24 protein-coding genes are annotated in these 22,803 nt (G+C 59.3%); 11 read left to right on the top strand and 13 right to left on the bottom strand.

From position 1 onward, the window contains the following. Nucleotides 1-5 precede the first annotated feature (5 nt). Nucleotides 6-1,391 carry a PLP-dependent aminotransferase family protein gene (locus AAC599_RS04580; RefSeq protein ID WP_340149224.1) on the bottom strand — a complete coding sequence of 462 codons (1,386 nt, stop codon included), beginning with the start codon at nt 1,389-1,391 and terminating at the stop codon, nt 6-8. 132 nt (nt 1,392-1,523) lie between these two features. Here AAC599_RS04580 and AAC599_RS04575 point away from each other — a divergent pair, with 132 nt between their 5' ends. After that, on the top strand, nt 1,524-2,156 hold the full coding sequence (locus tag AAC599_RS04575; RefSeq protein ID WP_340149223.1) for a LysE family translocator: 633 nt from the start codon (nt 1,524-1,526) through the stop codon (nt 2,154-2,156). A 9-nt stretch (nt 2,157-2,165) separates the two neighbouring features. Here AAC599_RS04575 and AAC599_RS04570 read toward each other — a convergent pair whose 3' ends face one another. Together AAC599_RS04570 and AAC599_RS04565 are read right to left on the bottom strand one after the other, a co-directional pair. Further along, nucleotides 2,166-3,980, bottom strand: coding sequence for an ATP-binding protein (locus AAC599_RS04570; protein WP_340149222.1), 1,815 nt, complete (start codon nt 3,978-3,980; stop codon nt 2,166-2,168). Nucleotides 3,981-3,990: 10 nt separating this feature from the next. Then, nucleotides 3,991-5,031 (bottom strand): TAXI family TRAP transporter solute-binding subunit, encoded by a 1,041-nt coding sequence (locus tag AAC599_RS04565; RefSeq protein WP_340149221.1) that lies wholly within the window; start codon nt 5,029-5,031, stop codon nt 3,991-3,993. Between the two features lie 150 nt (nt 5,032-5,181). Between AAC599_RS04565 and AAC599_RS04560 the strand changes: the two genes are divergently transcribed. The 6 genes from AAC599_RS04560 to AAC599_RS04535 all read left to right on the top strand — a co-directional run bounded on the left by AAC599_RS04560 (nt 5,182) and on the right by AAC599_RS04535 (nt 8,832). Then, nucleotides 5,182-6,045, top strand: a complete 864-nt coding sequence (locus AAC599_RS04560) for an alpha/beta hydrolase (protein WP_340149220.1) — start codon at nt 5,182-5,184, stop codon at nt 6,043-6,045. A 27-nt stretch (nt 6,046-6,072) separates the two neighbouring features. Beyond that, complete coding sequence (locus AAC599_RS04555) at nt 6,073-6,459, top strand: nuclear transport factor 2 family protein (protein WP_340149219.1); 387 nt, start codon at nt 6,073-6,075, stop codon at nt 6,457-6,459. 2 nt (nt 6,460-6,461) lie between these two features. Further along, on the top strand, nt 6,462-7,094 hold the full coding sequence (locus tag AAC599_RS04550; RefSeq protein WP_340149218.1) for a LysE family transporter: 633 nt from the start codon (nt 6,462-6,464) through the stop codon (nt 7,092-7,094). Continuing rightward, on the top strand, nt 7,091-7,579 hold the full coding sequence (locus tag AAC599_RS04545) for an N-acetyltransferase (RefSeq protein ID WP_340149217.1): 489 nt from the start codon (nt 7,091-7,093) through the stop codon (nt 7,577-7,579). Before AAC599_RS04550 ends, AAC599_RS04545 begins: the two co-directional genes overlap by 4 nt. Before the next feature lie 11 nt (nt 7,580-7,590). Then, nucleotides 7,591-8,151 (top strand): hypothetical protein, encoded by a 561-nt coding sequence (locus tag AAC599_RS04540; protein ID WP_340149216.1) that lies wholly within the window; start codon nt 7,591-7,593, stop codon nt 8,149-8,151. A 132-nt stretch (nt 8,152-8,283) separates the two neighbouring features. Further along, nucleotides 8,284-8,832, top strand: coding sequence for an STM3941 family protein (locus tag AAC599_RS04535; protein ID WP_340149215.1), 549 nt, complete (start codon nt 8,284-8,286; stop codon nt 8,830-8,832). A gap of 6 nt (nt 8,833-8,838) precedes the next feature. Here the strand turns inward: AAC599_RS04535 and AAC599_RS04530 are convergent, their stop codons facing one another. From AAC599_RS04530 to AAC599_RS04515, 4 genes are read right to left on the bottom strand one after another with little or no spacing between them, the layout of a single operon-like run. Next, entirely contained in the window at nt 8,839-9,219 is a 381-nt protein-coding gene (locus tag AAC599_RS04530) for a DUF2238 domain-containing protein (RefSeq protein ID WP_340149214.1), read from the bottom strand. Next, nucleotides 9,155-9,436, bottom strand: coding sequence for a DUF2238 domain-containing protein (locus tag AAC599_RS04525; RefSeq protein WP_340149213.1), 282 nt, complete (start codon nt 9,434-9,436; stop codon nt 9,155-9,157). Before AAC599_RS04525 ends, AAC599_RS04530 begins: the two co-directional genes overlap by 65 nt. Before the next feature lie 51 nt (nt 9,437-9,487). Beyond that, nucleotides 9,488-9,907 (bottom strand): cytochrome c, encoded by a 420-nt coding sequence (locus AAC599_RS04520; RefSeq protein WP_340149212.1) that lies wholly within the window; start codon nt 9,905-9,907, stop codon nt 9,488-9,490. Then, nucleotides 9,904-10,365 carry a VOC family protein gene (locus tag AAC599_RS04515; RefSeq protein ID WP_340149211.1) on the bottom strand — a complete coding sequence of 154 codons (462 nt, stop codon included), beginning with the start codon at nt 10,363-10,365 and terminating at the stop codon, nt 9,904-9,906. The genes AAC599_RS04520 and AAC599_RS04515 overlap by 4 nt, the downstream gene beginning before the upstream one ends. Before the next feature lie 46 nt (nt 10,366-10,411). Between AAC599_RS04515 and AAC599_RS04510 the strand changes: the two genes are divergently transcribed. After that, on the top strand, nt 10,412-10,828 hold the full coding sequence (locus AAC599_RS04510; protein ID WP_340149210.1) for a lipocalin-like domain-containing protein: 417 nt from the start codon (nt 10,412-10,414) through the stop codon (nt 10,826-10,828). Here the strand turns inward: AAC599_RS04510 and AAC599_RS04505 are convergent. The 4 genes from AAC599_RS04505 to AAC599_RS04490 all read right to left on the bottom strand — a co-directional run bounded on the left by AAC599_RS04505 (nt 10,825) and on the right by AAC599_RS04490 (nt 18,589). Further along, nucleotides 10,825-11,616, bottom strand: a complete 792-nt coding sequence (locus tag AAC599_RS04505) for an enoyl-CoA hydratase-related protein (RefSeq protein ID WP_340149209.1) — start codon at nt 11,614-11,616, stop codon at nt 10,825-10,827. The genes AAC599_RS04510 and AAC599_RS04505 overlap by 4 nt on opposite strands. Nucleotides 11,617-11,730: 114 nt before the next feature. After that, complete coding sequence (locus AAC599_RS04500; protein WP_340149208.1) at nt 11,731-12,357, bottom strand: RT0821/Lpp0805 family surface protein; 627 nt, start codon at nt 12,355-12,357, stop codon at nt 11,731-11,733. A gap of 92 nt (nt 12,358-12,449) precedes the next feature. Then, the gene (locus AAC599_RS04495) at nt 12,450-16,802 is read right to left on the bottom strand and encodes a translocation/assembly module TamB domain-containing protein (protein WP_340149207.1); all 4,353 of its coding nucleotides are present in this window, start codon (nt 16,800-16,802) and stop codon (nt 12,450-12,452) included. Then, the gene (locus AAC599_RS04490) at nt 16,802-18,589 is read right to left on the bottom strand and encodes an autotransporter assembly complex family protein (RefSeq protein ID WP_340149206.1); all 1,788 of its coding nucleotides are present in this window, start codon (nt 18,587-18,589) and stop codon (nt 16,802-16,804) included. The genes AAC599_RS04495 and AAC599_RS04490 overlap by 1 nt, the downstream gene beginning before the upstream one ends. Before the next feature lie 316 nt (nt 18,590-18,905). Between AAC599_RS04490 and AAC599_RS04485 the strand changes: the two genes are divergently transcribed. From AAC599_RS04485 to AAC599_RS04475, 3 genes are all read left to right on the top strand, one after another. Then, nucleotides 18,906-19,535, top strand: coding sequence for a DUF6134 family protein (locus tag AAC599_RS04485; protein WP_340149205.1), 630 nt, complete (start codon nt 18,906-18,908; stop codon nt 19,533-19,535). Between the two features lie 121 nt (nt 19,536-19,656). Next, on the top strand, nt 19,657-20,331 hold the full coding sequence (locus AAC599_RS04480; protein WP_340149204.1) for a hypothetical protein: 675 nt from the start codon (nt 19,657-19,659) through the stop codon (nt 20,329-20,331). A gap of 123 nt (nt 20,332-20,454) precedes the next feature. Next, nucleotides 20,455-20,832, top strand: coding sequence for a PilZ domain-containing protein (locus AAC599_RS04475; RefSeq protein WP_340149203.1), 378 nt, complete (start codon nt 20,455-20,457; stop codon nt 20,830-20,832). Here the strand turns inward: AAC599_RS04475 and AAC599_RS04470 are convergent, their stop codons facing one another. Together AAC599_RS04470 and fabG are read right to left on the bottom strand one after the other, a co-directional pair. After that, nucleotides 20,833-22,068, bottom strand: a complete 1,236-nt coding sequence (locus tag AAC599_RS04470) for a beta-ketoacyl-ACP synthase (RefSeq protein WP_340149202.1) — start codon at nt 22,066-22,068, stop codon at nt 20,833-20,835. It lies immediately after the preceding gene. Then, on the bottom strand, nt 22,065-22,790 hold the full coding sequence (gene fabG, locus AAC599_RS04465; RefSeq protein WP_340149201.1) for a 3-oxoacyl-ACP reductase FabG: 726 nt from the start codon (nt 22,788-22,790) through the stop codon (nt 22,065-22,067). Before fabG ends, AAC599_RS04470 begins: the two co-directional genes overlap by 4 nt. Between the last annotated feature and the right edge of the window lie 13 nt (nt 22,791-22,803).

Genomic DNA, 22,803 nt, shown 5'->3' with positions numbered 1-22,803 from the left:
GGCCCTCAGGTCACCATAATCGGGGAATTTTCCTGCGAGAGCAGGGTCGCCAGCCGCTCCAGCGCGCGAAGAACCCGGCCCTCATGCGGCTCCGCCATCAGGCAGAGGCGGATATGCCGGGCCGCAACAGTCTTATGCATGGCGAAGGTATCCCCGGCGACAACGATGATATTCTCGCGCCGGGCGGAGGAGACGAAATCCGACATCTCCTGCCCCTCCGGCAGGCGCAGCCAGAGATGGGCGAGCGGCGAATCATCCGGGGTCGGCGGCGTTTCAAGCCACGGGCCCAGTATCTTGCGCGCTGCCCGCTCCCGCCGGAGGCAGACCTCGGTCAGCAGATCCGCCTGCGCCGACACCTGCCCCGACTGCACCAGAAAATTCGCGATATCGAGGATGATCGGGGAGGTCATCCAGTTGATCGTCGTCATCTTGGTGGCCAGCCGCGGCACCAGATTTTCCGGCGCGATCAGATAGCCGAGCCGGAGCGCCGGGCTCATCACCTTGGAAAAGGTCGCGAGGTAAAGCGTGATGTCCGGCGCCAGATCGTAATAGGCGGGAATCCGACGGTTATGCAGCGGCGCATAGGCGCTGTCCTCGACGATCAGCACGCCATGGCGGCGGGCAATCCCGATAATCTCCTCGCGCCGTTCCAGCGGCTGGGTCGCGCCGGTGGGGTTGTGATTGGTCGGCACCGTGATCAGCAGGCGCACCTTGCCGCGGCGGCAGGTTTCCTCGAACGCCGCCGGGATCATTCCTTCCGCGTCCATGGCAATCGGCGCGATGCGCAAATCCAGCTCATAGGCCGCCGCGCGGATGCCGGGATATCCAAATGCTTCCGTCGCCACCGTCTCCCCGGGGCTCGCCAGGGTTGCCATGGTCAGATACAGCCCCGACTGGGCGCCCTGGGTGAGGATAATGTTGTCGGTCTCGACATAGCGGATCAGGCTCGACAGCCAGCGCGCCGCCACCTCGCGGTCAAACGGCCGGCCGCGGCTGTCGGAGTAGAAAAAATAGGCATCCGGCTCGTTCCGCCGGAGCAGCCGCTGCGCCGCATCGCGCAACCGGTCCTCGGTCTCGATATGGAAATAGCTATTCTTCGACAAATCGGTGAGATCGCTCGCCCCCTCTTTCCAGCTTTCCTCGGGAAAAAAGGCGCCGCGGCCAACGGCGGCATCATCGCCGGGTGTGCCATAGACGAACGTCCCCTGCCCGACCCGGCCGTAGCAATAGCCACGCCGTTCCAGCTCCGCATAGGCGCGGCTGGCGGTGCCGACGGAACATTGATATTCGAAGGCGAGATCACGATGGGTCGGCAGCTTGTCGCCGGGCTCCATCCGGCCGTCTTTGACCAGCTCGATAAAGTCCGCAACGATCCTCTCGGATTTCTTCATGTCCGCTCCCGTCTGCTCCGGAATTATATTGTCACAGTGACAATATAGCATTTGACGGAGACATTATTATAACAATATTGATACAATGTAAATTGTCTTAATACTCTTTTGCAGCCTGCAGGAACACCCAAAATGGACTACGGAAAGATGGCTTTGGTAACGTTGTTTGCCATTTCGATGGTCGGCTCTCCGGGACCGGTGAATATGCTTCTGATGGCCTCCGGCGCGAACTTCGGTTACCGGCGGTCTTTCCCCTTCCTGGTCGGAAGCATTTCGGGATTTCTGCTGGTCTGCATTGCGACGGCGCTGGGGCTTGGCACGCTGTTTACGACCTCCCCAGTCCTGCAGCTTGTCTTCCTCGGCGCGTCGCTTTTGTACATCCTGTATCTTGCCTGGCGGGTGGCGATGGCGAACCCGCAGCTGGCAACGGCGACGGAGCAACCGGGATTCCTCTCCGGGATCGTCCTGCATCCGCTCAATCCGAAGGCCTGGGTGACCATCGTTGCGGCCTATTCGCAGTTCATCTCGCCCGAGGACAGCTATGCAACCCAAGCCATTGTTATCATAGCAATTTTCCTGATCGTCAGCCTGCCGTTCAACTCGCTCTGGTGCTATGGCGGCGATCTCCTGCGGCGGCTGGTCACCTCGCCCCGGATCATGCGGATGATCAATATCTCGCTGGCGGCGCTGATGCTGATTGTCGTCGGCTTCGCGCTAGTTCAATCGGATGTGCTGAAACCCCTGCTTGCCACCCTCGGCGGCTGACGGCGCGGTTTAGCTCGCCTCGGCCATGCGCATAGTGCGCTCGGGCGGGAAATGCAGGGTGCAGACGGTCCCGACATCAACCTCGCTTTCCAGCGTAAAGGTCGAGCCATGAACATCGGCGAGCATCTGGACCAGCGTCAGGCCAAGGCCGGTGCCCTCGTTATTGCGGGCGTAGGAGGTCTGCACCTGACCGAAGCGGTCAAGCACCCTCGGAATGTCATCGGCGGCAATCCCGATGCCGGTATCGGTCACCCGGATATCGAGGCCGTTATCGTCGCGAACTGAGATATTTACGGTGACGGAACCGCCCTTGTTGGTGAATTTCACCGCATTGGAGACGAGGTTGACGATGATCTGCTTGATCCGGGTTTCATCACCCAGAAAGACCGGCAGTTTCTCCGGCACCTCGGCGACCAGCGCGACCCCGGCCTCCAGCGCGCGCACGGACAGCATCCGGAAGCAGGACTGGATGACCGCAGAGAGATCGATTTTCCGCTCGGAAAGCTGGAGTTGTCCGGCCTCGATCTTGGCGACGTCGAGCACATCGTTGATCAGACCGAGCAAATGCCGCCCGGCACCGTGAATATCCGATGAATATTCCTTGTAGTTCGGATGGCCGAGACTGCCGAACGCCTCGGAGGTCAGCAGTTCGGAAAAGCCGATGATGGCATTGAGCGGCGTGCGGAGTTCATGGCTCATATTGGCGAGGAACTCAGACTTGGCGCGGTTGGCAAGCTCCGCCATCTCCTTCGCCTTGCGCAAGTTGACCTCGCCGCGCACACGGTCGTTCATGTCCGTCAGCGTACCTTCAAGATAGAGTAGCTTTCCGTGATCATCGAAGACGCCATGGGCATTGATCGCTGCCCAGGTCATGGTGCCGTCTTTGCGCTTCCACTGATAGATCTCGTCGATCAGATACTGCTTTTTGCAGAGCAGCATGAAATGCTTGAGCGCCACGTCGGGATTGTCATAAACATCCGCCGTCAGCGTCGAGACTGATTGTTTCATATCCTCCGGCGACGCATAGCCAAGAAGGGCGGCGAGCGCCGGGTTGACATCCATCAGGCTGCCGTCGGCATACACCTGAAAAATGCCTTCCGTCGCATTTTCATAGATCCGGCGGTGCTTGAGTTCGCTTTGTTCCAGCGCGATTTCGGACGCGCGGCGGTTATAGATATAATAGATCAGGACGGCGGCAAGCCCGGCAAGGCCCAGCAGGACCAGCAACACGGCATCACGAAAGATATCGACCTGGTTTGCCTGCTCCCGCAGCAGGCTGGTTGCTGTATCGTTTGACAGGGCGTTCAGCTCCTCCGCCTTCAGCAACGCCTCCTCCGCCCGGCCATGAGCCGTTGCGAGAACAACATTATTCGTTGGCGGTAACCCGCCAATACCATCCCGAAGCCACTCCCGCATATCATGAAGCGCCGGGCCGAGAACGCCGTAAATGGCCGCTGTCCCGATCAGGTTGTCAAAGCCGTACTGCACGCGCTTCTCGTTCAGAAGAACGCGGACATGATCGAGCCGGTTCCGGGCGACATCGAGAATCTTTTCGCGTTCCGCGCCGGTCTGAAGCCGGGCAATGGCGATGGCATGGGACACCTCGTGAATGTCATAGAGGATGGAGGCCATGGCCTGCGAATCCTCCACCACCTTGAGCGGAATGGATTCCTCGATACTGGACAATGTCACCTGGACATAGCGAACCGTGCCGATAACAAACAACGTCAGCAGCAAAATAGCGACAATATAGTTATTCTGCCGCTTCAGCAGATTGCGGGGATGGCATTTCCAGGCGAAACTGTACAGCTTGTCGGCAGTCATCAGATGCGGCTCAATTCGGGTTCTGGGTCGAGTTAATGGTGGCGACCGCGGGCAGGACCTCATCATAATAGCGCCGCGCCCCGGGATGCAACGGCACACTCATCGAGGCAAAGGCGGATTTCAGATTGATCGTGTTCAGCTTCGGGTGGATGCCGAGCTTGCGGACACTCGGCAGGTTTTCCCAGAATTTCTTCGTGATCTCATACACCAGTTGTTCGCTCTGGTCTTTATGCACCAGCCAGAGCGCGGCGACGCCGAGCGTGCGAACCTGGTCGATACCGTTATAGCTGTCCGCGGGAATGGCTGTCCTTGAAAAGAAGGGATTGTCCTTGGACAGCCGCGCGGCCACGGGCCCGTCAATCGGGATCAGCGTGACCAGACCCTCGGCGTTCAGATCCGCAATCGCCTTTGACGGGGTACCCGCAACGACGAAGAAAGCATCAAGGTCTCCGGCGCGCATCTTCTTGAGGGCATCCGACGGCTTCACATATTGCGTCTTTAACTCGCTTTCCTGCAGGCCATAGGCTTTCAGGATGATGCGGGCGGCGACGATGGTGCCGGAGCCGGGATCGTCAAGCGAGACACGGCGGCCGCGAAGATCGTTGATAGTGCCAATGCCCGAGCTCTTGCGCGCCACGAGGTGAATATCCTCTCGGTAAAGGCTGGCGATCGCGCGGATGTCCTCGAAAGGTTTGGCGTCCTTGTAAATGCCGGAGGCCGTATGCGCCCAGAAGGCGACATCGGATTGGGAAAAGCCGCTTTCGATGCGGCCTTCGCGGATATCCTCAAGATTGGAGACAGAGCCGTTGGCGGACTGGGCAACCGCAAGAAGATGGGCGACCCCGCAGGGCATCGGCGCACAGTTCTCCTTGCCCGTCGGATTGGTGATGGCATGGGCGACGCCCTGGCCGACCGGATAATAGGTGCCGCTGACACCGCCGGTGCCGATGCGGAACAGGCGGGTTTCCCCGGCGGACGCGCCGGCGCCACCTAAAGGCGAAAGGGCCAGCGCAAGAAATCCGGCGAGGATGAGCGAAAAGCGGATACGCATGTTACTTTCCTTCTTGATCGGCAAGAATTGTCCTTTTCCCCGGACGGGTCAGCCGATAATATGGTCATTCAAGCGACGACCCTAACATGGCCGCGTTAATGAGCCGTAAACGACCCCGGGACAAACCGGGCCGAAAACCGAAGGGACATCATGCAAGACACCGCCCCGAAATCCCCGGAAGAGATCGCGTTTCTGAACACCGAATATCTGCCGCGCCGGGCGGTGCCCAACATGCAGGAGTATTTCGATGCTGCCGCCGCCAGGAGCGCCGAGGCGCGGACACGTCTTGCGAGCAATCTCGACATCCCTTACGGCGACACGGCGCTGCAACGGCTGGACATCTTTCCCGCTGGCCAGCCCGGCGCCCCGGTCTTCGTCTTTATCCATGGCGGCTACTGGCGCGCGCTCGACAAGAGTTTCTACAGCGATATCGCCGAGACTTTCACCGCCGCCGGAGCCACGGTTGTCCTGCCGAACTATGATCTCTGCCCGGCGGTGTCAATCCCCGATATCGTGACCGAGATGCGAACGGCGCTTGCCTGGGTGCATGCCAATATCGCTGCGTATAACGGAGATGCGAACAAGATTTACGTCTGCGGCCATTCGGCGGGCGGGCATCTGACCGGCATGATGATGACGACGGACTGGGCGGCCATGGGGTTGCCGTCCGATCTTCTGAAGGGCGCCGCGCCCTTGAGCGGTCTCTTCGATATCGAGCCGCACCGCCATACGGAACTGCAGGTCGATATCCGCCTGACCGCGGAGGATGCCGCCGCCAACAGCCCGCAGAACCTCACGCTTTATGCAGATTGTCCGGTGATCTGCGCCGTCGGCGGCGGAGAGAGCGCGTCTTTCCACCGACAGTCGAGGGAATTCGCCGACAAATGCCGCGCCGCAGGGCTGCCCGCCGACTATCTGGAAACCGGCAATGACAACCATTTCGAGATTACCGAGCGATTGCTGAAGCCCGACGATCCGCTAACGCTTGCCCTTTTGAAATTAATGGGGCTCTAATAGAGAAAACAACCCGGGAGACCCGCCATGACAACGACCCTGACCAACAGCCGCGAACACCTCTCCGCCCTGACCGACCGATTTGTCGATGCCTTCAACCGGCAGGATATCGACGCGGTGATGGCCTTCTTCGCCGAAGACGCGGTGTACCGAGATGCCTACGGCAAGTCCCATGAAGGGCTGGCGGCCATCCGCAAGGCGTTCGAGCCTGTGCTGAACGGCGCGCTCGGCAAGATTAACTTCGCGGGCGAGGACCGCTTCATCGATGCCGAGGCCGGAAAGGTGATGGACAGCTGGGTCCTGCATATGCATATGGGCGAAGGGGCGGACAAGGAGGCGAGCATGACCGGCCTCGACCTTCTCACCTTCAAGAACGACAAGCTGGTCCGGAAAACCACCTACCGGAGGGGATAGTCATGGATGTCACACTGATTTTGCTGTCCGTTTTCGGGATCTTCATTCCGGCGCTGATGCTGCCGGGGCCGGATTTCATCGGCGTCGTCCGCTCCTCCATGACCGGCGGAACGCGCGCCGGGCTGCTCACCACCCTCGGGGTTTCGCTCGGCCTCCTGATGTATGCGAGCCTCAGCCTGCTCGGCCTTTCGGCCATCCTTGTGCAGTATGAATGGCTGGCCTGGACGGTAAGGGTCGCGGGCGCATGCTACCTCATCTATCTCGGCATCCGGCTCTTGTTCGTAAAGCCGGACGCGATGGAGATCGATCCGGCGGCGCGAAAACCCACCCGCAACGCCTTCCTGTTCGGCTTTCTGGTCACGCTCACCAACCCCAAGGCAGTCGTGCTGTTCACCAGCGTCTTCGCGACGGCGGTAACGGCGGAGACGCCCGTCTGGCTTCTCGTCCTGATGATCGCGCTGGTCTTCGCAAGCTCCCTCCTCTGGTATACGATCGTCAGCCTGTTCATGTCGAGTCGGCCGGTGATGACCCGCTTTGCGAAAGCCCGCCACTGGATCGAGCGGACGGCCGGGGCCTGCTTTATCGCCATCGGCGGCAAGCTGCTGAGCGACGCCCGCAATCCCTTGAGCCCGTGAGCCTCTCCCTTCGCGCGGAACGCCCGGCGGATACGGCAAAAATCCGCGACATCATCACCGCCGCCTTCGGACAGGCGGACGAGGCCGAGCTTGTCGATGCGCTCCGCCTCGCGGGCGATCTCACCCTCTCTCTGGTTGCCGAGGACGACGGAGAGATCGTCGGTCATATCGCGCTCTCGCGCCTTAAATCCCCCAAAGACGCCCTCGCCCTCGCGCCCGTCTCTGTCGCGCCGGACCGGCAGGGAGAGGGCATCGGCGGCGCGCTGATCCGCCACTCAATTGAGGAGGCTCGCCGGAGCGGTGACGCGCTTATCTTCGTCCTCGGCGAGCCCGCCTACTACACCCGCTTCGGCTTCTCCGTTGAGACCGCCGCGCCGTTCGACTGCATTTATGCCGGGGAATATTTTATGGCCTTGCAACTAAGCACCGAAAAAACAGCCCCCGCCGAGGTTATTTATGCGGACGCGTTTGGGGGCTTGGGGTAGGTATCTTCAAAATGATTACTTATGGCGACGTTACAGAAATCAGCTACAGCCCGCGCCTCAAACTATTGGTGTTTATAGCACTTATCGGTTTCTGTATAATCACCTTATGGAACATAGATATCGACTTCTCTGATTTCTGGACGAGTTCCTATATAAAGATAAGCATCGAACCGAAATCCTGGTTGATGCCCGTTTCGCTGTTCCTTGTCTCATATGCATTTATTGTTGCGGTCCCCGCATTACTCGATAGCCATGTTCAGGTTCGGATTAGTAGAAAAGGTTTTTATTGGAGAAGGTGGAGCGAAACGACGATACCGTGGTCGGAGGTTGTTGAAATTAATGCCGGAACATCCTCAAAGCACCATGCGCCATATGTCCGATTGCAGGTTCGGAATTCAAATAAGTATAAAAACAAAGGCGTCCCCTTTTTCCTCAGATTTATCAGAGCAATTGAATTTCCGATCCGATTTAACTCGAGTGATGAGATACTCATTCAGACGTCACTTCTTGAAGGTTCCAACAAGGAAATTCTGGCTGCTTTTCAATCCGCTTATGAAAAGTACGGCAGCTAATACCTTTCTCAAGCTTAACCAGATTTTGCCCCACCGGACCGCTATTCCCGTCATCGTAACCTGCTCTAAATAATTGATTTTTCAATTTTCTATAATTATAAAAATAGAAACTGCTGCGCCGAGATTTTAACGATGTCAACTGATGATGAAATAATCGAAATTCGAAATAATCGAACGTTGGCCCTTTTGCTGATGCTCGCCACCGGATTTTTTGCCGTAGCAAGCATTTTGTTTTTGAACATAGATATATCCGATTTTTGGGGCAGCTTGGCGAAAGGAATAGAAACGCAGGAAAAAGGCTGGATATTCGTTTTGGGATTTCTCTTCTGCAGTGCGCTTTATTTAAATGCAGTCTACCGGCTTTTTGATCGGCGGGTGCAACTAAGAATTAGTAAGGAAGGCCTTTATAGCCGCAACTGGTCAAGGAAGTTAGTTCCCTGGTCTGAAATTAAAGACTTTGAGTTATTCACTGTACGACCATACAGAACTTTTGGGTTATTTCCCATTCGATTTGCAGCCGTAATCTTGAATACGACTGAGAAAAAGAAAAATGAATATCTTAACAAGCTTTTCAAATATTCTGTACCCGGCGATTTAGCGATAACAATGACCGGGCTAGATTGCTCCTATAAAGACATTCTTGCATACATGAGAGAGGCTCATACGAATTACAGCGATTAATTGTTCTCACCCCACCCTCGCCAATTGCCTGTCATGCAGTTTTGAGAGCAACAACAGCGCTAGTATTGCACCGGTGAGGGCGAGGGCCATGTCGCTCTGGGTGTCCCAGATATCGCCCTGCGTCGCGAGAAAATCATCGGCGGCGGAACCGGTGAGGACAGCCACCCACCATTCGATCAGCTCGTAAAAGGCGCTGAAGGCGAGGCAGATGGAGACGATGATAAAATTCCGCCAGTTCGCCCCGCTGATAACGTCCCGCCGGATCAGGATTTCCCGGGCGATAATCGCAGGGATAAAACCCTGCGCGAGATGGCCGACGCGGTCATAGTGGTTTCCGCTCGAACCCGAACCACGGCTTGATGGTATCGAACAGCGGCACCTCGGCATAGGTGTAATGCCCACCCACCATCAGGATGATGCAATGGATGAAGATGAGAGTGTAAAGCAGCGGCGTTAAAGGGAATTTCTTATAGGTCAGCACGAGGATGGTAAGGCCGATCAGGGCCGGGCCGACCTCCAGTATCCAGATGAAATAACTCTTTGGCTCGATTGCCGACCAGATCAGCACGGCGAAATAGATGCTGAGCCAGATCACTTTCCACATGTCTGTTTCCCCCAATAGCCTGATACTGCGATTGCCGCGCCCGGCGCGGCGCTAGTTGATGCCATTGGCGCGCTGGAGTTCACGGATATAGAGAACGATAGCAGCCAGATCCTCATCTGTCACCGCCTCCACCGGCGGCATGTCGCCGAAGGGCCAGTGATGCGCCCGCACGCCCGTTTTCGCGGCGCGCCAGAAGCTGGCATCGCCATGATGGCCGGGTTCGTAGATTTTATGAACCAGCGGCGGGGCGACGCCGTCCTGCCCGGCGGCATTGACCCCGTGGCAGGAGGCACAGTTGGTATCGAACGCGCCCTTGCCGAGCCGGGCCGCCGCCGTCAGTTCCGGCACGGTGACGGAGACCATCGGCGCACCGCTGCCGCCCTCCCCGCCTGACCCGGCCGTCAGCAGGTAATATCCGCCACCGATCAGCGCCAGCAGCGCCAGCGCCGCCCATATTCTTTTCCTGCTCATGGGGCTGGCGGGCCTTTCAGCTCCACCACATTGCCTTCGGGATCATTGATATAGAAGGACGGGCCCTGCCCCTCCGCGCCGTAGCGGCTCTTGAGTTCGCCCGCATCGATGCCGTGGCGCGCGAGATGGCGGCGGACCGCGTCCTCGTCGAACGGCTCCACCCGGAGGCAGAAATGATCGAGATTGCGCCCCTCCTTCCCCGGGGCCGCGCCGCCCATCTGGCCGAGCGTGCCGTCAACGGGCACGATGTCGATCAGGGCCGTCCCGGCGCGCAGCTGATAGAGGCCGATGCCTTCCTGCACCTTCTCGACAGGGCAGCCGAGCACCTCCTGATAAAAGCCCATCATCTTCTCAAGATCCTTAACCCGCAGCACGATATGGTCGATATTGCTGATTTTAAACATATTTCCCTTCCCTGATTCGATCCCTGATTTTACAGCTTTTAGTGGCCGCGCCAAGCTGCTACCTTGAAGATTACATAAGAACAAGAAAAGGAAAAATCCAATGATTACCCGCGACGACCTGATCGGCACATGGCGCCTGAAAAGCTGGACAAGCCTCAAGAACGGGGAGCCGGTCGGCTATCCCATGGGCGAGGATGCGAAGGGCCAGATCATCTATTCGCCGGAAGGACGGATGAGCGGCTTCCTGATGCGCCGCGACTTCGCCGAGCAGCCGCGCGACACGGCGGCAAGCCCGGACATCTGCCTCGCCTATGGCGGTGATTTCCGCGTCGAGGGGGATGAGGTTATCCATGACGTCGATGTCGCGACCGTGCCCTACTGGATCGGCAACCCTTTGATCCGGACCGTGGTCCTGCAGGGAGAAAATGTTCTCCTGAAGACCAAGCCGGAGACCACCTCATCGGGCAATACCTATGAGCATCACCTGCTGTGGGAGCGGATCGGCGGCGAGCCCTAGCGGCCCTTCCAGACGGGTTTGCGCTTCTCGGCGAAGGCGCGCGGGCCCTCTATACGGTCTTCCGAGTTCATCAATGTCTCGAACGCGGGATAGCTTTTCTGGTTGGTGATCGCGTCGGCGAGCGAGGGCTCGTCGAGGCTGCGCATCACCGTCTCCTTGGAGGCGCGAATGGCAAGCGGGCTCGCGCGCAGGATCATCTGGCACCAGCGGTCAATCGCCTCCTCCATCGCATAAGGGGCGACGACCTCATTGACGAAGCCCAGCCGCTCCCCCTCTTCCGCATCGACATTGTCGGAACTCAGGATCAGCCCCATCGCCTTCTTGAGACCGATCTGGCGGGCGAGCCGATGCAATCCGCCGCCAAGCGCGACGGCGCCGACCAGCGGTTCGGGCAGGCCGAAGCGGGAATTTTCCGTGGCGATGATCAGGTCGCAGGCGAGCGCAATCTCGAACCCGCCGCCATAGGCGATCCCCTCGACCGCCGCGATTACCGGCTTGGCGAGGTCATAACGCTCGATCAGGCCCGCATACCCATTTTTGGGATATTCCCGCGCCTTGGGGTCCTTGCTGGCGGCAATGGCCTTGAGGTCGCTGCCCGCGCAGAAGGCGCGCCCGCCGCTCCCGCGTAGCACGCAGATATACTGATCCGCATCCTCGGCGAAGGCATCGAGGGCGCGCTGCATCTCCGCATGCATCTCGGGATTGATGGCGTTTAGCACTTCCGGCCGCTCAAAGGTGATCCGGGTGATGTGATCGTCCGTGGTGACCGAGATAAATTCGTAGCTCATGCGGGGTTCCTTTTCCGACGGGGGCTTCTTTATTTTCTGCCATCATAGCAATCAAAGACAAGAAGCCCACCAGAAAAACAGCCCCGCCGCCCGGAAGCTGCCGGGCGATATGGATCAGTTCATCAGCTTCCAGCTGCCATCGACCTGACGGCAGGCGATACCGTAGCTTTTCTGGATCTTGCCGTCGATGTCCGCCTCGGCGGTATATTCGCGGCAATATTCCCCGCTTTGCTGCTGATAGGTGCGTTCCGGGCTGATTTCATATTCGGCGCCGTTCTGCGGGTTGTTCCAGACGATTTGCTGTCCATCTTCGGCATGTTCCATGGTCTGGCCGATGCAGTTCTGATCGACCTCGTCCATGCTGCGGCCAATCGCCCCACCGAGCAGATAGCCGATGATCGTACCCCCGGCGACGGCGACAAGCTTGCCATCGCCCTTGCCGATCTGCGATCCGGCGACACCGCCGACCGTCGCGCCGAGCACACTGCCCAGCAGTTCGCGGTTACATTCGCCGACATCAATGCCAAAGGGCACCGTGGCCACCGGCGCGGCATAATAACCCTTGTTTTTCTTGCCCTTGCCTTTTTTCATCTGCTTGTCGCGATAGCCATGGGCGGGCGCCCAGGGCGGCGGATCGGCCTTGACCGGCGCGATATCGGCCGCGACAAACCCGAGCGCCAGCATCGGCACCATCGCGGTCCGGAGCAGGCTGCTCCTGGCCGCAGTTGCGTTAAATGTCATCACTTTATCCCCTTTTTTGACATAAGAGATCGCTCGATTGTCGAAGGTAAGGATGAATTATGTCTTAATCCGGGCAGGCAAATTCCGGCGGTTCAGTAGTCCCATTTCCAGAAAATGCCAACGCTGCTGTCCGTGGACTGGCCAACCTCGCTCTCGACCGAGATATTGGGCGTCAGCTCGATCTGCACCTTGGCGCGGGTGCTGTTGGCCCCGGCGCCCTGATCCACGCCGACATAGACATTGTCGGTCACGTATTTTCCGACGCTGAGCTCCGCCGCCCCGGTTTCCGCATTGGTGCTGGCGCTGATCACATCGACGCCGAGGGTCTCGCGCGCAAAGCCCGTGATGCCGCCACCGCCACCAAGCTTGCCCGACAGGGTCGCGATGGTTTCCGCGAGCTGCACCGCCTCCAGCGCCGAGAGCTTGCCCGATGACTTGCCGAACAGCACATAGGAGAGCACCTCGTCCTGCGGCAGCCCGTCGGGGGAGGTGAAGCTGATTTTCGGGTTCGAGGCGGTCCCCGAAATGGTCACGATGGCCGTCACATTCGGCCCGTTATAGCGCGCCTTCAGTGACAGTTCCGGGTTGATCGTCTCGCCGCCGACCAGCGCGATCTCCCCTTCCTGCAACTGAAAACTCTTGCCGGCGAAGGTGAACTGGCCACGCACCGGGCTCAGCTCGCCTTCGATCCGGGGCCGGGCCGCCGTCCCGCGCACGATGAAATTCCCCTTCCATTCGGAATCCAGCCCGCGCCCGCGAATGAACACCCGGCCCGGCAGATGCAGATCGAAATCCAGATTGACCGTGGATGGCAGGGCGGAAGCCTCTTTCTCCTTCTTCGGGGCGCCGGGGCGGTTGACCTCCTGATACTGCAGATCGACGATATTCGGTGCGACGGAGCCGCCGATATTGATCTCGACTTCCCGCGTCGTCACACTGCCCTCGACGAAGAGGTTGCTCGTCTCGCCCTTGACGACGATATCGCCGTCGGTGATGACCATGATGTCATCACGGTTGACGGCGAGCAGCCCGGCCATGGTGGTGGTCACATCCACGCGCGGGTCGGTCAGGGTCTCGAAATTGACGGTGCCGGATGACCTGATGGTGCCGCCCTGATCATCGACGGCGCTGGTCTCGATCGTCAGCACCTCGCTGTTGGCGATATCCGCCTTGATGGAAATGTTGCGGAGCAAAGTGCCCTGCTCGATCTCCTCGAAATAGCCGTCGGCAAGGCGCAGGTTGCCGTTGATCTCCGGTTCGTTGATCGTGCCCTCGACCGTGGCGTCGGCGGTGAGCTGACCGCTCATCTTTTGAGTATCCATCGCAAGAAGCGGCCATATCTTACTGAGTTCGCTATCAATATCCAGTCTGGCATTAACCGGTTTATCCTCATCTATCCGGACGTTGAACGGATCGAGGGAGAGGTCAAACGGCAGCCGCCCCGTGATGTCGATGGTGGTTGCCTCAAGCCCCGTGACATCGCCGCTGACGGCCAGTTCCCCGTCCTTCAGATCGGCGGTGACGGTGCTCGCGAAGGCGGGCAGCTCGGCATATTCCTCCTCCGTCAGCCGCACGTCCGTCGCTTTCAGGTTCAGCGTACCGCGGGCCGGACTGCCCTTCTCGACGGAGAGCGTCGCACCGCCGTCCAGCCCGCCTGCAAGCGCATAATCCGGATTGACGAGCGCTACCATATCGACGGGCAGGTTCCTGAAATCAAGCGTCGCCTTCGCCGCCGCGGGCGTCAGGCTGGCCTCCGCCTGCATCTCTCCCTCCCCGAAGGCGAGGATAAAGCGATCGAGCGTGATAGTCTCCCCCTCCAGCGTCAGGGCGAGCGGCTGTTTAAGCGCAATCTTGCGCCCCGCAAAAGCGCCATCGAGGGCGGCGAGCCGGATAACGGTCGCCGGATCATCAAGCGCGAGATTGCCACTGCCGGTAAGTTCCAGTTCGGGTTCCGCGCCGCGCGTGAGCGCTATGCGGTAGTCAAGATCGGTGAAGCCGCCCTCAACCTCGGCCCTCAGCGATTTAAGCTCCTGCGCCGCGAGGCGGATATTGGCGATCTCGGCGGAGGCGGTGAGCGCCGGGGCATCGAAGGTCCCGGTCATCGACGCCTTCGCCGTCAGCGTTTCAAGGGCGATATCGGCAGAGTCAAGCTGTAGCGCCATGCCGTTCACGGTGGCGTTGATCGCCTGCTCCCCGCCCTGATCGGCGAGGGTCGCGGCAAGATCGAGGCTGCCTGCCGCGCTTTCGCCGGCCAGCGCCGCAACCGTTGCCAGGTCCGGGATTGCCGCCTTGACCTCCCCGCTCATCGGGCTGCCGTCAAAGGGCACGGTGAGATCGCCGGTAATCCTGTTGTCCTGCTCCGTGATGCGCAGATCGCTGAGTTCCAGTCGATCATAGTCCGGCAGGGCAAACCCGGCATCGGCGAGCGCCGTCAGCTTGTCATGACGCAGACGGAGGGAAATCTTTCCATCCGGCGAGGTCGCGAGCGACTGCATGTTCACCTCCGCATCGAGCGCGCCGAGGGCCATGCCGTCAACGTCGAGATTGGCAACATCGAGCCGCCCGTCAATGGCCGGATCTTCAAGTGCGCCGGTCAGATTGGCCTGGAGCACCGCGTTTCCTTTGAGCGGAACGGCCGCAAGGTCGCTGAGCGGGGCGAGCGCGGGAAGTTTGGTGGTGAGGTCCGCCGTAATCGTCTCGAACGTCATCGGCAGCTGCGCTTTGCCCGTCACCTCGCCGGAGGCAAAGGCCAGCAGGATATCGGAGAAGGTCAGTTTTTCCTCCGCCATGTCGATCTTCACATCCAGCGTCGGGGACGGACCGATAAGCGGCTGCAGGCTCGCGTCCTGAAGGTCGAACTGCTCGGTGCGGGCCTTGAGGCTGCCGGTCAGGGCCCGGCTGATGTCGGGGCTGGTCAGGCTGAGATCGGCGATCAGCCGCCCGCCCATCGGCGCCGCGCGGGAGAGGTCGTCAAGGGTGAGCGCGACATCAGCCTCGGCGCTCAAATCCCCGATATTGAGCGCGCCCGCCCCCTCGGCCAGGACATGCGCACCCAGCAGGCGCAGCGCGATCAGGTCCAGCTTCTCCGTCTTGAGCGCATAGGTCAGCTCGAAATCGATGTCGAGGTTTTCACCGACAAGATTGGTAGCCTCCGGCGGCAGCTTCGAAAGCTCGACCAGCGCGGCGGAGCCTTTGAGCGGGATGACTTCCAGCGCGGCAAGGTCGAGCTTGGAGGTAAAGGTGCCCGTCACCTCCCGCGCGGCGAGGCTGTCCTCGACATCCAGTTCCGTCGCCTTCACCAGCGCATTGGCGGTCAGGGCATCGAAGGTGCCGTCAAGATCAAGGGTGACCGTGCCGCCGGAAATCGCCGCCGGGGCCATCAGCTTGTTGACCTCGGCGGTATCGCGCAAGGTCGTGGTGAGGGAGAGCTTGACCGCCTCGTCGGCGGGCGCAACGCTGCCGCTCGCACTCACCTGAAGCACCGCATTCGCAAGATCGGCGGAGGTGAGCGTCACTTCCGTTGTCTCGGTGTCATAGACCAGCACGGCGGCGATGGAGATGCGCGAGTCATCGACCAGCGGAATGTCCGCCGCCAGCGATTGATCGAGCGCCGCACCACCGTCGAGATCAATGCTGATCTTCTCTGCGCCCTCTGTGCGGATCGCGAAATCAGCCTCGAATATGCGGCCCGCGCTTGCCTCCAGCTGCCCGGCCCAGCCATTCAGCGGCCCGTCGCCAACCACGGTCGCGCGGATCGCCGGATAGCCCGGCAGGGCGAGCAGACGGGACATCAGCCCGCCCTCGGGTTCCTCAAGCCGGATATCCACCGCCAGCGTTTCCGCCGCCGGGTCAAAATCGATTGTCCCGTCAAGGCCGTTGTCGCTGCCCTGCTCGGACAGCCTGATCTCGCTATGGATGACATCATCGATCTTGGCATTGAGATTGACCAGCAGGCTCAACTCCGCCGCCTGACCGGCGACCGGCTCGGCGATTTGTATGGTCTCAATCTCGAAGCGGCCGAGGCGGATATTGACCGGCAGCTTCGGGAGGCCGGGGGCGCTCTCCGTCTCCTCCTCCGCCGATGGCGGCAGGACGGGCTGGCGGTCGATCTCCAGCCGCGCCGCCGTGATCGCCGCGATATCCAGGGTGCCGCCCAACAACTCGAGCGGCGACCAGGCACCGCGGATGTCCTCGATCCGGAGCCATTCCCCTTCCGGGTCTTTCAGGCGGACGCTCGCAATCGAGAACTCGCCGAAGATGTTCCCTTCCAGCGGGCCAAGCTCGATCATCAGGCCGTCCGGGTCGTTGACCGCCTCCTCGATCTGAAAAACCAGCAGCGCCCGCCCGCTATCGGTCTGCAGGAAGCCATAGGCCCCGCCGAGCAGCAGCAGGACAATCAGGATCGGCGCCAGAATGAGGGTGGCGATGAGCGTCTTGCGTGTCATTAGAAGGCCTGACCGATGCTGATATAGATCTGATAGGAATCATCGACATTGGGCCGCTTGTTGAGCGGCACCGCGACATCGAGGCGGATCGGGCCGATCGCCGTGTAATAGCGAAAGCCGAGGCCCGCACCCCAGAGAAATTCGCCGGAGAAATCGGGGGCCATGCTCTCATAGACATTGCCGCCCTCGATAAAGGGGACGATGCCGATGCTGTCGGTAATCTTGACCCGCGCCTCGAACCCGACCTCGAGCAGCGAGCGCCCGCCGATGGGATCGTTATTGGCATCCAGCGGGCCAACGGTCTGGTACTGATAGCCGCGCACAGAGCCGCCGCCGCCGGCATAGAAGCGCTTGGGAGCCGGGATCGCAGAGGCGCTGTCTCCGGCCATCATGCCCATCTTGGCACGGGCTGCGAGAATCAGCCGTTCGTTATCGATAACGGAGTAATAGGTCGAGCCATCGAGTTCCAGCCGCAGGAAATCCGGCGAGACATCATTCAGCCCGAGATAAGGCACCAGCTCCGCGCTGAAGCGCCGTCCCTTCGTCGGATCGAGCAGATCGTCGGTGGAATCATAGCGCGCCGTCAGCGGCAGCCCCGCCAGCGCGTAGCTCTCCTCAACACCGCTGTCGTCGATGACGGCATATTCCAGCGAGACCCCGGCACCCACGACCCATTTCTTGCGCCACCGCCGGTCAATCCCGACAAAGGCGGTCGCGGAGTCTTCGTCATAAGCCTCGGTATTTTCCTGCTTGAGGTCGAAGCTGGCATTCAGGTTGTGATCGAGCTTGATAAAGTTCGGCTTTACATAGGTGACTTTAAGCTCGCGGCGGATTTCCGCAATGGTGAGATCGGCCCGGAGCTTCTCGCCGGAGCCGAACATGTTGCGGTTCTCCCAGTAGTATTGCGTGCCGAAGCCCTCGCTGGTCGAGAAGCTGGCGCCAAGGCCAATAGAACGATGCTCCCGCTCCTCGAAGATGAGGGTGATCGGCACGGTGCTGTCGGTGGGCGCCTCTTTTCGCGGTTTCAGCCGGACAGTATTGAACAGCCCGGTGCGAAGGTATCGTCGGCGCAGGTCATCGAGAACGCGGACATCATAGAGCTTGCCCGGCTCCCATGCGGCGAGCCGCCGGACATAATCCACCTCCACCGTTTTCAGGCCTTCCAGATTCAATTCCCCCATATAGAGGCGCGGCCCGGGATCGAGGGTGATCGTCACCTCCATGGCGTCAGTCCCAAAATCGACAACCGCGTCCTGCTTCTCCACCCGCGCATCCGGATAGCCGCGGTTGGTAAGTTCGACCACCGCCTGCGCCTGGGCGCTGACCACGGGTTCGGAGCGCGCGGGCATGCCGATCTCGATCCCGAGATCATCGAGCGTCGGCACCGGCGGATTGTCCGCCCGCTCGGTAAAGCCGATCTCGAACTTCGTGATCCGGAACAGCGGCCCGGGGGTGATATTAAAGGTGACCGCAACGGGCGACTGTTTGTCGTCGATCTTGAAGGCGACCTCGTTTGCGTAATAGCCTTCCGAGCGCAAAACCTTCTTGAACCCCTCCACATCCTCCTCCGCCCGGCGACGCAGCGCGGCCAGGCTGGCGGGCGTTTTGTCGGCGAGCTGTTCGAGGCGGGAGGACTGTTCCAGCAGGTCGTCAATCTCATCACTCGGCGCGCCGTTGATGATCACGTCATAGCTGAAATCCGGCGCCGCCGTCGTCGAGACATCGGACTCCGCCGCACGGGCCGGAGGCAGACCGGCAAGCGGCATCACGACCGCCAGCAGCAGCATCCACAGGAACCAATTTTTAAAACGGCAGAGATACAAGATGTCAATTTCTCGGAAAAGGTCCGGAAACACACCCCGGACAATCACTTAAGTCAGATTTTTACAGCATTTTCTATAGTTCATAAACTAATGTCCCTGCCCCTCAGAGTCTAGGTCAGCGAAGAATAAAAGCCTGGAAATCGCGGGAGGTTGAAACAAATCCATTGAGAGCATAAGTAAAACTAATACAACTTAAAGTATATATATCGATAACATCATTTTTACACAAATCGCCGTTAAAGGCTGTATAATGAAAGTTCCCATTCAGGAGAAGACTTAAATGCTGCGCACCCTGCTCGCCCCGCTCATGATTATCAGCCTGTTCGCCGGAACCGCCCTTGCCGACAGCACGCAACGGAACCTGTTCGCCTCGGTCTATCTCAAGAAGGACAAGATCGGCCATGTCCATCTGACAACGACCCGCAATGAAAAGGGCGAGATCGAGAAGCTGAGCGCCAATGCCTCGGTTTCTTTCCTTGGCATGGAAGTCTACGGCTTTACCCAGAATCTGAAGGAAAGCTGGCACAGCGGGGAGTTGCAGGACATGAACGGCAAGACCGACGACAACGGCACCGCCCATGAAATCTCCCTCGCCCGCAACTCCGAGGATTATCAGGCAACCTATAACGGCAAGGAGCTGACCCTGCCGCTCAACGCCTTCCCGACCTCTCCGTGGCATTACGCCATCACGGAAAACACCCTGCTGTTCAATATCGTCGATTTCGAGCTGCTGAACGTCAAGATCGCCAAGGACGCGGAAACCGTCGATATCGGCGGTAAAAGCGTGGATACGGAGAAATTCACCTTCACCGGCGACTGGCAGGCCACACTCTGGTTCGACAAGAACAAGGACTTCGTGAAAGGCGAATATGACGTCTCCGGCCGCCAGGTCACCGTAATTCTGGATTAAGCAGCCGAGGACCAGATATTTTTTATCCGGCAATCTGGCCTTTGGTCTGTTTTCTCTTGCAAATGCGTGTATTGAAGTAATATTAATACGCCCATAAATTACTTCAACAAGTTGGGTTTTCATGATTCGTCTATCCGTCGTAGCGGTGGTTCTCTCCTTTTTGTCAGCTTGCGGGCCCACAAAGCTGGAAAATAGTTTTAACTTTAATTCTACAAATAAAAACAGTCTTCTAGTTGTTTATGACTCAGGTGAAAACAAGGCGAATAAAATTATATTCGTACAAACGGATCTGGAAAATTCCCAGTTTAAAGACGAGACAGAAACATTTCTGCTTTGCCCCGCTAGTTGCGGAGGAATGACCAACTACAACACCTTCAAGCTGCAACAGGGACCCGCCAGTTACTTTGCGAAAGTCGTTCCGCCCGGCCAGTATTCGCCGCTAGCGAAATGGTGGCGGAATATGATCGCAAGGGTAAGAACCTGCTATAGCAAAGGAAGCTACGTCTTCGACTTCAAACCCGGCACGATCAACCTCGTCAACCTGAACAGGCTGGCCGGCTCGACAGCAATGGCGAGGCAGAATTTGGCCTTGATTTTAAATACATACCCAAACATCAACGGCGACATCGTCACCACCAAGCCCGTTGCCAAAATCGCATTCGAAGAAGCCGAGGAAAAGAGCTTTGGGGAGCCGTGCTTTCCCGAAACCGGAGGGCAGCCTATCGAAATACTGAAGCGATTTGATGTATATCAGATAGAGGCACGTGACAGTCGCAGCCCCGATAATATCAACTAAAAAAAATTCTGCCAAAATTTGACGGAAGTTTAGTGCTTATTCACGCGAGTTTTTTAATCCATATTAATCTCTTTTCGATTTAATGGCTTCTCGGTATAGTGGCCGGGACAGGTATCAGTAGGATTGGGTAAGACAATTTCGGAACAGAATGACGACAACGCTTCCGGGATCGACAAGCGGAAGTACAAACGCAAGACAGTCATGTGGAACGGCAAGCTGTCCCTGCTCTGGGGGGCGCGCCTCGTGGGAAATGAACAGACGGTTCCCGGCGTGGTACGCGATCTTTCGGTGACCGGCGCCCGGTTCCAGACGAAGATCGATTTCCGCTCGACCAACGAGGTTATTCTGGAAGTGCCGCGCTTCGGCACCTTCAACTGTCATCTGGTCTGGCAGAACGGCCGGATTGTCGGCCTCAACTTCGTCGATCCGCCGGAATTCATCTATAATGCGGTCAACGCGGCGCTGCCCGGCATCTCCCTCGACGTCAACCCGGCGGCCTGATCAGCCCTCTTCGGGATTTCGGAAAATCAGCGAGCTGTTGATGCCGCCGAAGGCGAAATTGTTGCTCATCAGATGGCGGACGGCAACGTTGCGCCCTTCACCCATCACGTAGTCAATCGCCGCGCAGGCCGGATCGACATTCTCCAGATTCGCCGTCGGTGCGAACCAGCCCTCGCGCATCATCTCAATGCCGAGCCAGGCCTCGATCGACCCGCAGGCACCAAGGCTGTGACCGAAATAGCTTTTGAGGGAATGGATCGGGATATCGGCCCCGAGGATTTCAAGCGTCGCGTGGCTTTCCGCAATATCGCCCTGCTCCGTCGCCGTGCCATGGCCGCTGATAAAATCGATATCGGCGGCGGTCAGCCCGGCATTATCGAGAGCCGCCTGCATCGCCACTTCCATGGTCGCCTGCGTCGGGTTGGTGATATGGCGACCGTCGGAATTGGTGGCAAAACCGACAATCTCGGCCAGAATGGTTGCGCCGCGGGCCTTCGCATGATCATAGGATTCCAGCACCAGCGTCGCCGCCCCCTCACCGATCACCAGCCCGTCGCGGTCCTTGTCGAACGGACGCGGGGAGCGATGAGGCTCGTCATTGCGGATGCTGGTCGCGTAGAGGGTGTCGAACACCGCCGCCATGGTCGGGCAGAGTTCCTCCGCCCCGCCCGCGACCATCATGTCCTGCATGCCATATTTGATCGCCTCATAGGCATAGCCGATGCCCTGGCTGCCGGAAGTGCAGGCGCTGGAGGTCGGGATGACCCGGCCCGCAAGGCCAAAGAAAACGCCGATATTGACCGCCGTCGTATGGCCCATCATCTTGACATAGCTGGTCGCGGAAAGATCGCGGGAATGGCCGTCGCGTATTAGATCGGTAAAGGCCAGAACCGGCTTCGTGCTGCCGAAGGAGGAACCATAGGCAACGCCCATGCGCCCGGATTTCAGCACCGGATCATCCAGCAGCCCCGCCATGTCGAGCGCCCGTTCCGTCGCGTAGACCGACATTTTCGCGACCGGCCCCATACTACGGAGCGCCTTGCGAGAATAGCGGTCATCGATATTGAACCCCTCGACCGGACCGGCGAGACGGGTGTTGAGGCCATCATAGAAATCCCAGCTTTCCATGCGGCGGATGCCGGTCTCCCCGGCTCGCATGCGCGCCGAGATCGTGCCCCAGTCCTCTCCGAGTGAGGTGACCCCGCCCATTCCCGTAACAACCACACGCCTTGTCATGCCATTCCCCCGTTTACCGAGATCACCTGCCGGGTGATATAGCCCGCCCCGTCCGAACAGAGGAAGGCGACGGTCGCCGCCACCTCATCGACATCGCCAAGACGGCGGAGCGGTATGAGTTTCATCATCTCCTCCAGCGGCAGATCGTCGCTCATCGCGGTCTCGATCAGGCCGGGGGCGACGCAATTGACCGTAATCTTGCGCTTCGCCAGTTCCAGCGCCAGTGCCTTCGCCGCGCCGATCAGGCCGGATTTTGAGGCGCTGTAATTCACCTGACCGCGGTTGCCCATCTCCCCGGAGACCGAGGAGATCACGACGATCCGCCCGCCCTTGCGCGCCGATACCATCGGCATGGTGATCGGCTTCAGCACATTGTAGAAACCGTCGAGATTGGTATGGATGACGGCGTCCCATTCCTCGTCGGTCATGGCCGGAAAGGCGGTATCGCGGGTAATGCCCGCATTCAGCACCGCACCGTAGAAGGCGCCGAACTCCTCGACTTCCGGGATCAGAATATCGCGGCATTCATCGCGGTCGGAGATATCGAACTGCACAAGCCGCGCCGTGCCGCCCGCCGCCGCGATCAGCTCGACCGTCTGCATGCCTGCATCGCGGTTGCGCCCGCAATGGGCGACAATCTCAAACCCGTCCTTCGCGAGCCGCAAGGCGATGGCCCTGCCGATGCCGCCGCTTGCCCCTGTGACCAAGATTCTTTTCTGCATGAACTCTCAACTT

The sequence above is a fragment of the uncultured Sneathiella sp. genome, from assembly GCF_963976355.1.
GTDB lineage: Bacteria > Pseudomonadota > Alphaproteobacteria > Sneathiellales > Sneathiellaceae > Sneathiella.
This window is presented reverse-complemented; position numbering and strand designations above follow the sequence as displayed.

Excerpts from the sequence above, each read along its gene's own strand:
- AAC599_RS04570 (WP_340149222.1), bottom strand. The coding sequence starts at position 3,980 with ATGACTGCCGACAAGCTGTACAGTTTCGCCTGGAAATGCCATCCCCGC.
- AAC599_RS04540 (WP_340149216.1), top strand. The coding sequence starts at position 7,591 with ATGATTACTTATGGCGACGTTACAGAAATCAGCTACAGCCCGCGCCTC.
- AAC599_RS04470 (WP_340149202.1), bottom strand. The coding sequence starts at position 22,068 with ATGACAAGGCGTGTGGTTGTTACGGGAATGGGCGGGGTCACCTCACTC.
- AAC599_RS04555 (WP_340149219.1), top strand. The coding sequence starts at position 6,073 with ATGACAACGACCCTGACCAACAGCCGCGAACACCTCTCCGCCCTGACC.
- AAC599_RS04535 (WP_340149215.1), top strand. The coding sequence starts at position 8,284 with ATGTCAACTGATGATGAAATAATCGAAATTCGAAATAATCGAACGTTG.
- AAC599_RS04575 (WP_340149223.1), top strand. The coding sequence starts at position 1,524 with ATGGACTACGGAAAGATGGCTTTGGTAACGTTGTTTGCCATTTCGATG.
- AAC599_RS04550 (WP_340149218.1), top strand. The coding sequence starts at position 6,462 with ATGGATGTCACACTGATTTTGCTGTCCGTTTTCGGGATCTTCATTCCG.
- AAC599_RS04560 (WP_340149220.1), top strand. The coding sequence starts at position 5,182 with ATGCAAGACACCGCCCCGAAATCCCCGGAAGAGATCGCGTTTCTGAAC.
- AAC599_RS04565 (WP_340149221.1), bottom strand. The coding sequence starts at position 5,031 with ATGCGTATCCGCTTTTCGCTCATCCTCGCCGGATTTCTTGCGCTGGCC.
- AAC599_RS04490 (WP_340149206.1), bottom strand. The coding sequence starts at position 18,589 with ATGCTGCTGCTGGCGGTCGTGATGCCGCTTGCCGGTCTGCCTCCGGCC.
- fabG (WP_340149201.1), bottom strand. The coding sequence starts at position 22,790 with ATGCAGAAAAGAATCTTGGTCACAGGGGCAAGCGGCGGCATCGGCAGG.
- AAC599_RS04510 (WP_340149210.1), top strand. The coding sequence starts at position 10,412 with ATGATTACCCGCGACGACCTGATCGGCACATGGCGCCTGAAAAGCTGG.
- AAC599_RS04525 (WP_340149213.1), bottom strand. The coding sequence starts at position 9,436 with ATGTGGAAAGTGATCTGGCTCAGCATCTATTTCGCCGTGCTGATCTGG.
- AAC599_RS04500 (WP_340149208.1), bottom strand. The coding sequence starts at position 12,357 with ATGACATTTAACGCAACTGCGGCCAGGAGCAGCCTGCTCCGGACCGCG.
- AAC599_RS04580 (WP_340149224.1), bottom strand. The coding sequence starts at position 1,391 with ATGAAGAAATCCGAGAGGATCGTTGCGGACTTTATCGAGCTGGTCAAA.
- AAC599_RS04520 (WP_340149212.1), bottom strand. The coding sequence starts at position 9,907 with ATGAGCAGGAAAAGAATATGGGCGGCGCTGGCGCTGCTGGCGCTGATC.
- AAC599_RS04505 (WP_340149209.1), bottom strand. The coding sequence starts at position 11,616 with ATGAGCTACGAATTTATCTCGGTCACCACGGACGATCACATCACCCGG.
- AAC599_RS04495 (WP_340149207.1), bottom strand. The coding sequence starts at position 16,802 with ATGACACGCAAGACGCTCATCGCCACCCTCATTCTGGCGCCGATCCTG.
- AAC599_RS04485 (WP_340149205.1), top strand. The coding sequence starts at position 18,906 with ATGCTGCGCACCCTGCTCGCCCCGCTCATGATTATCAGCCTGTTCGCC.
- AAC599_RS04530 (WP_340149214.1), bottom strand. The coding sequence starts at position 9,219 with ATGCCGAGGTGCCGCTGTTCGATACCATCAAGCCGTGGTTCGGGTTCG.
- AAC599_RS04480 (WP_340149204.1), top strand. The coding sequence starts at position 19,657 with ATGATTCGTCTATCCGTCGTAGCGGTGGTTCTCTCCTTTTTGTCAGCT.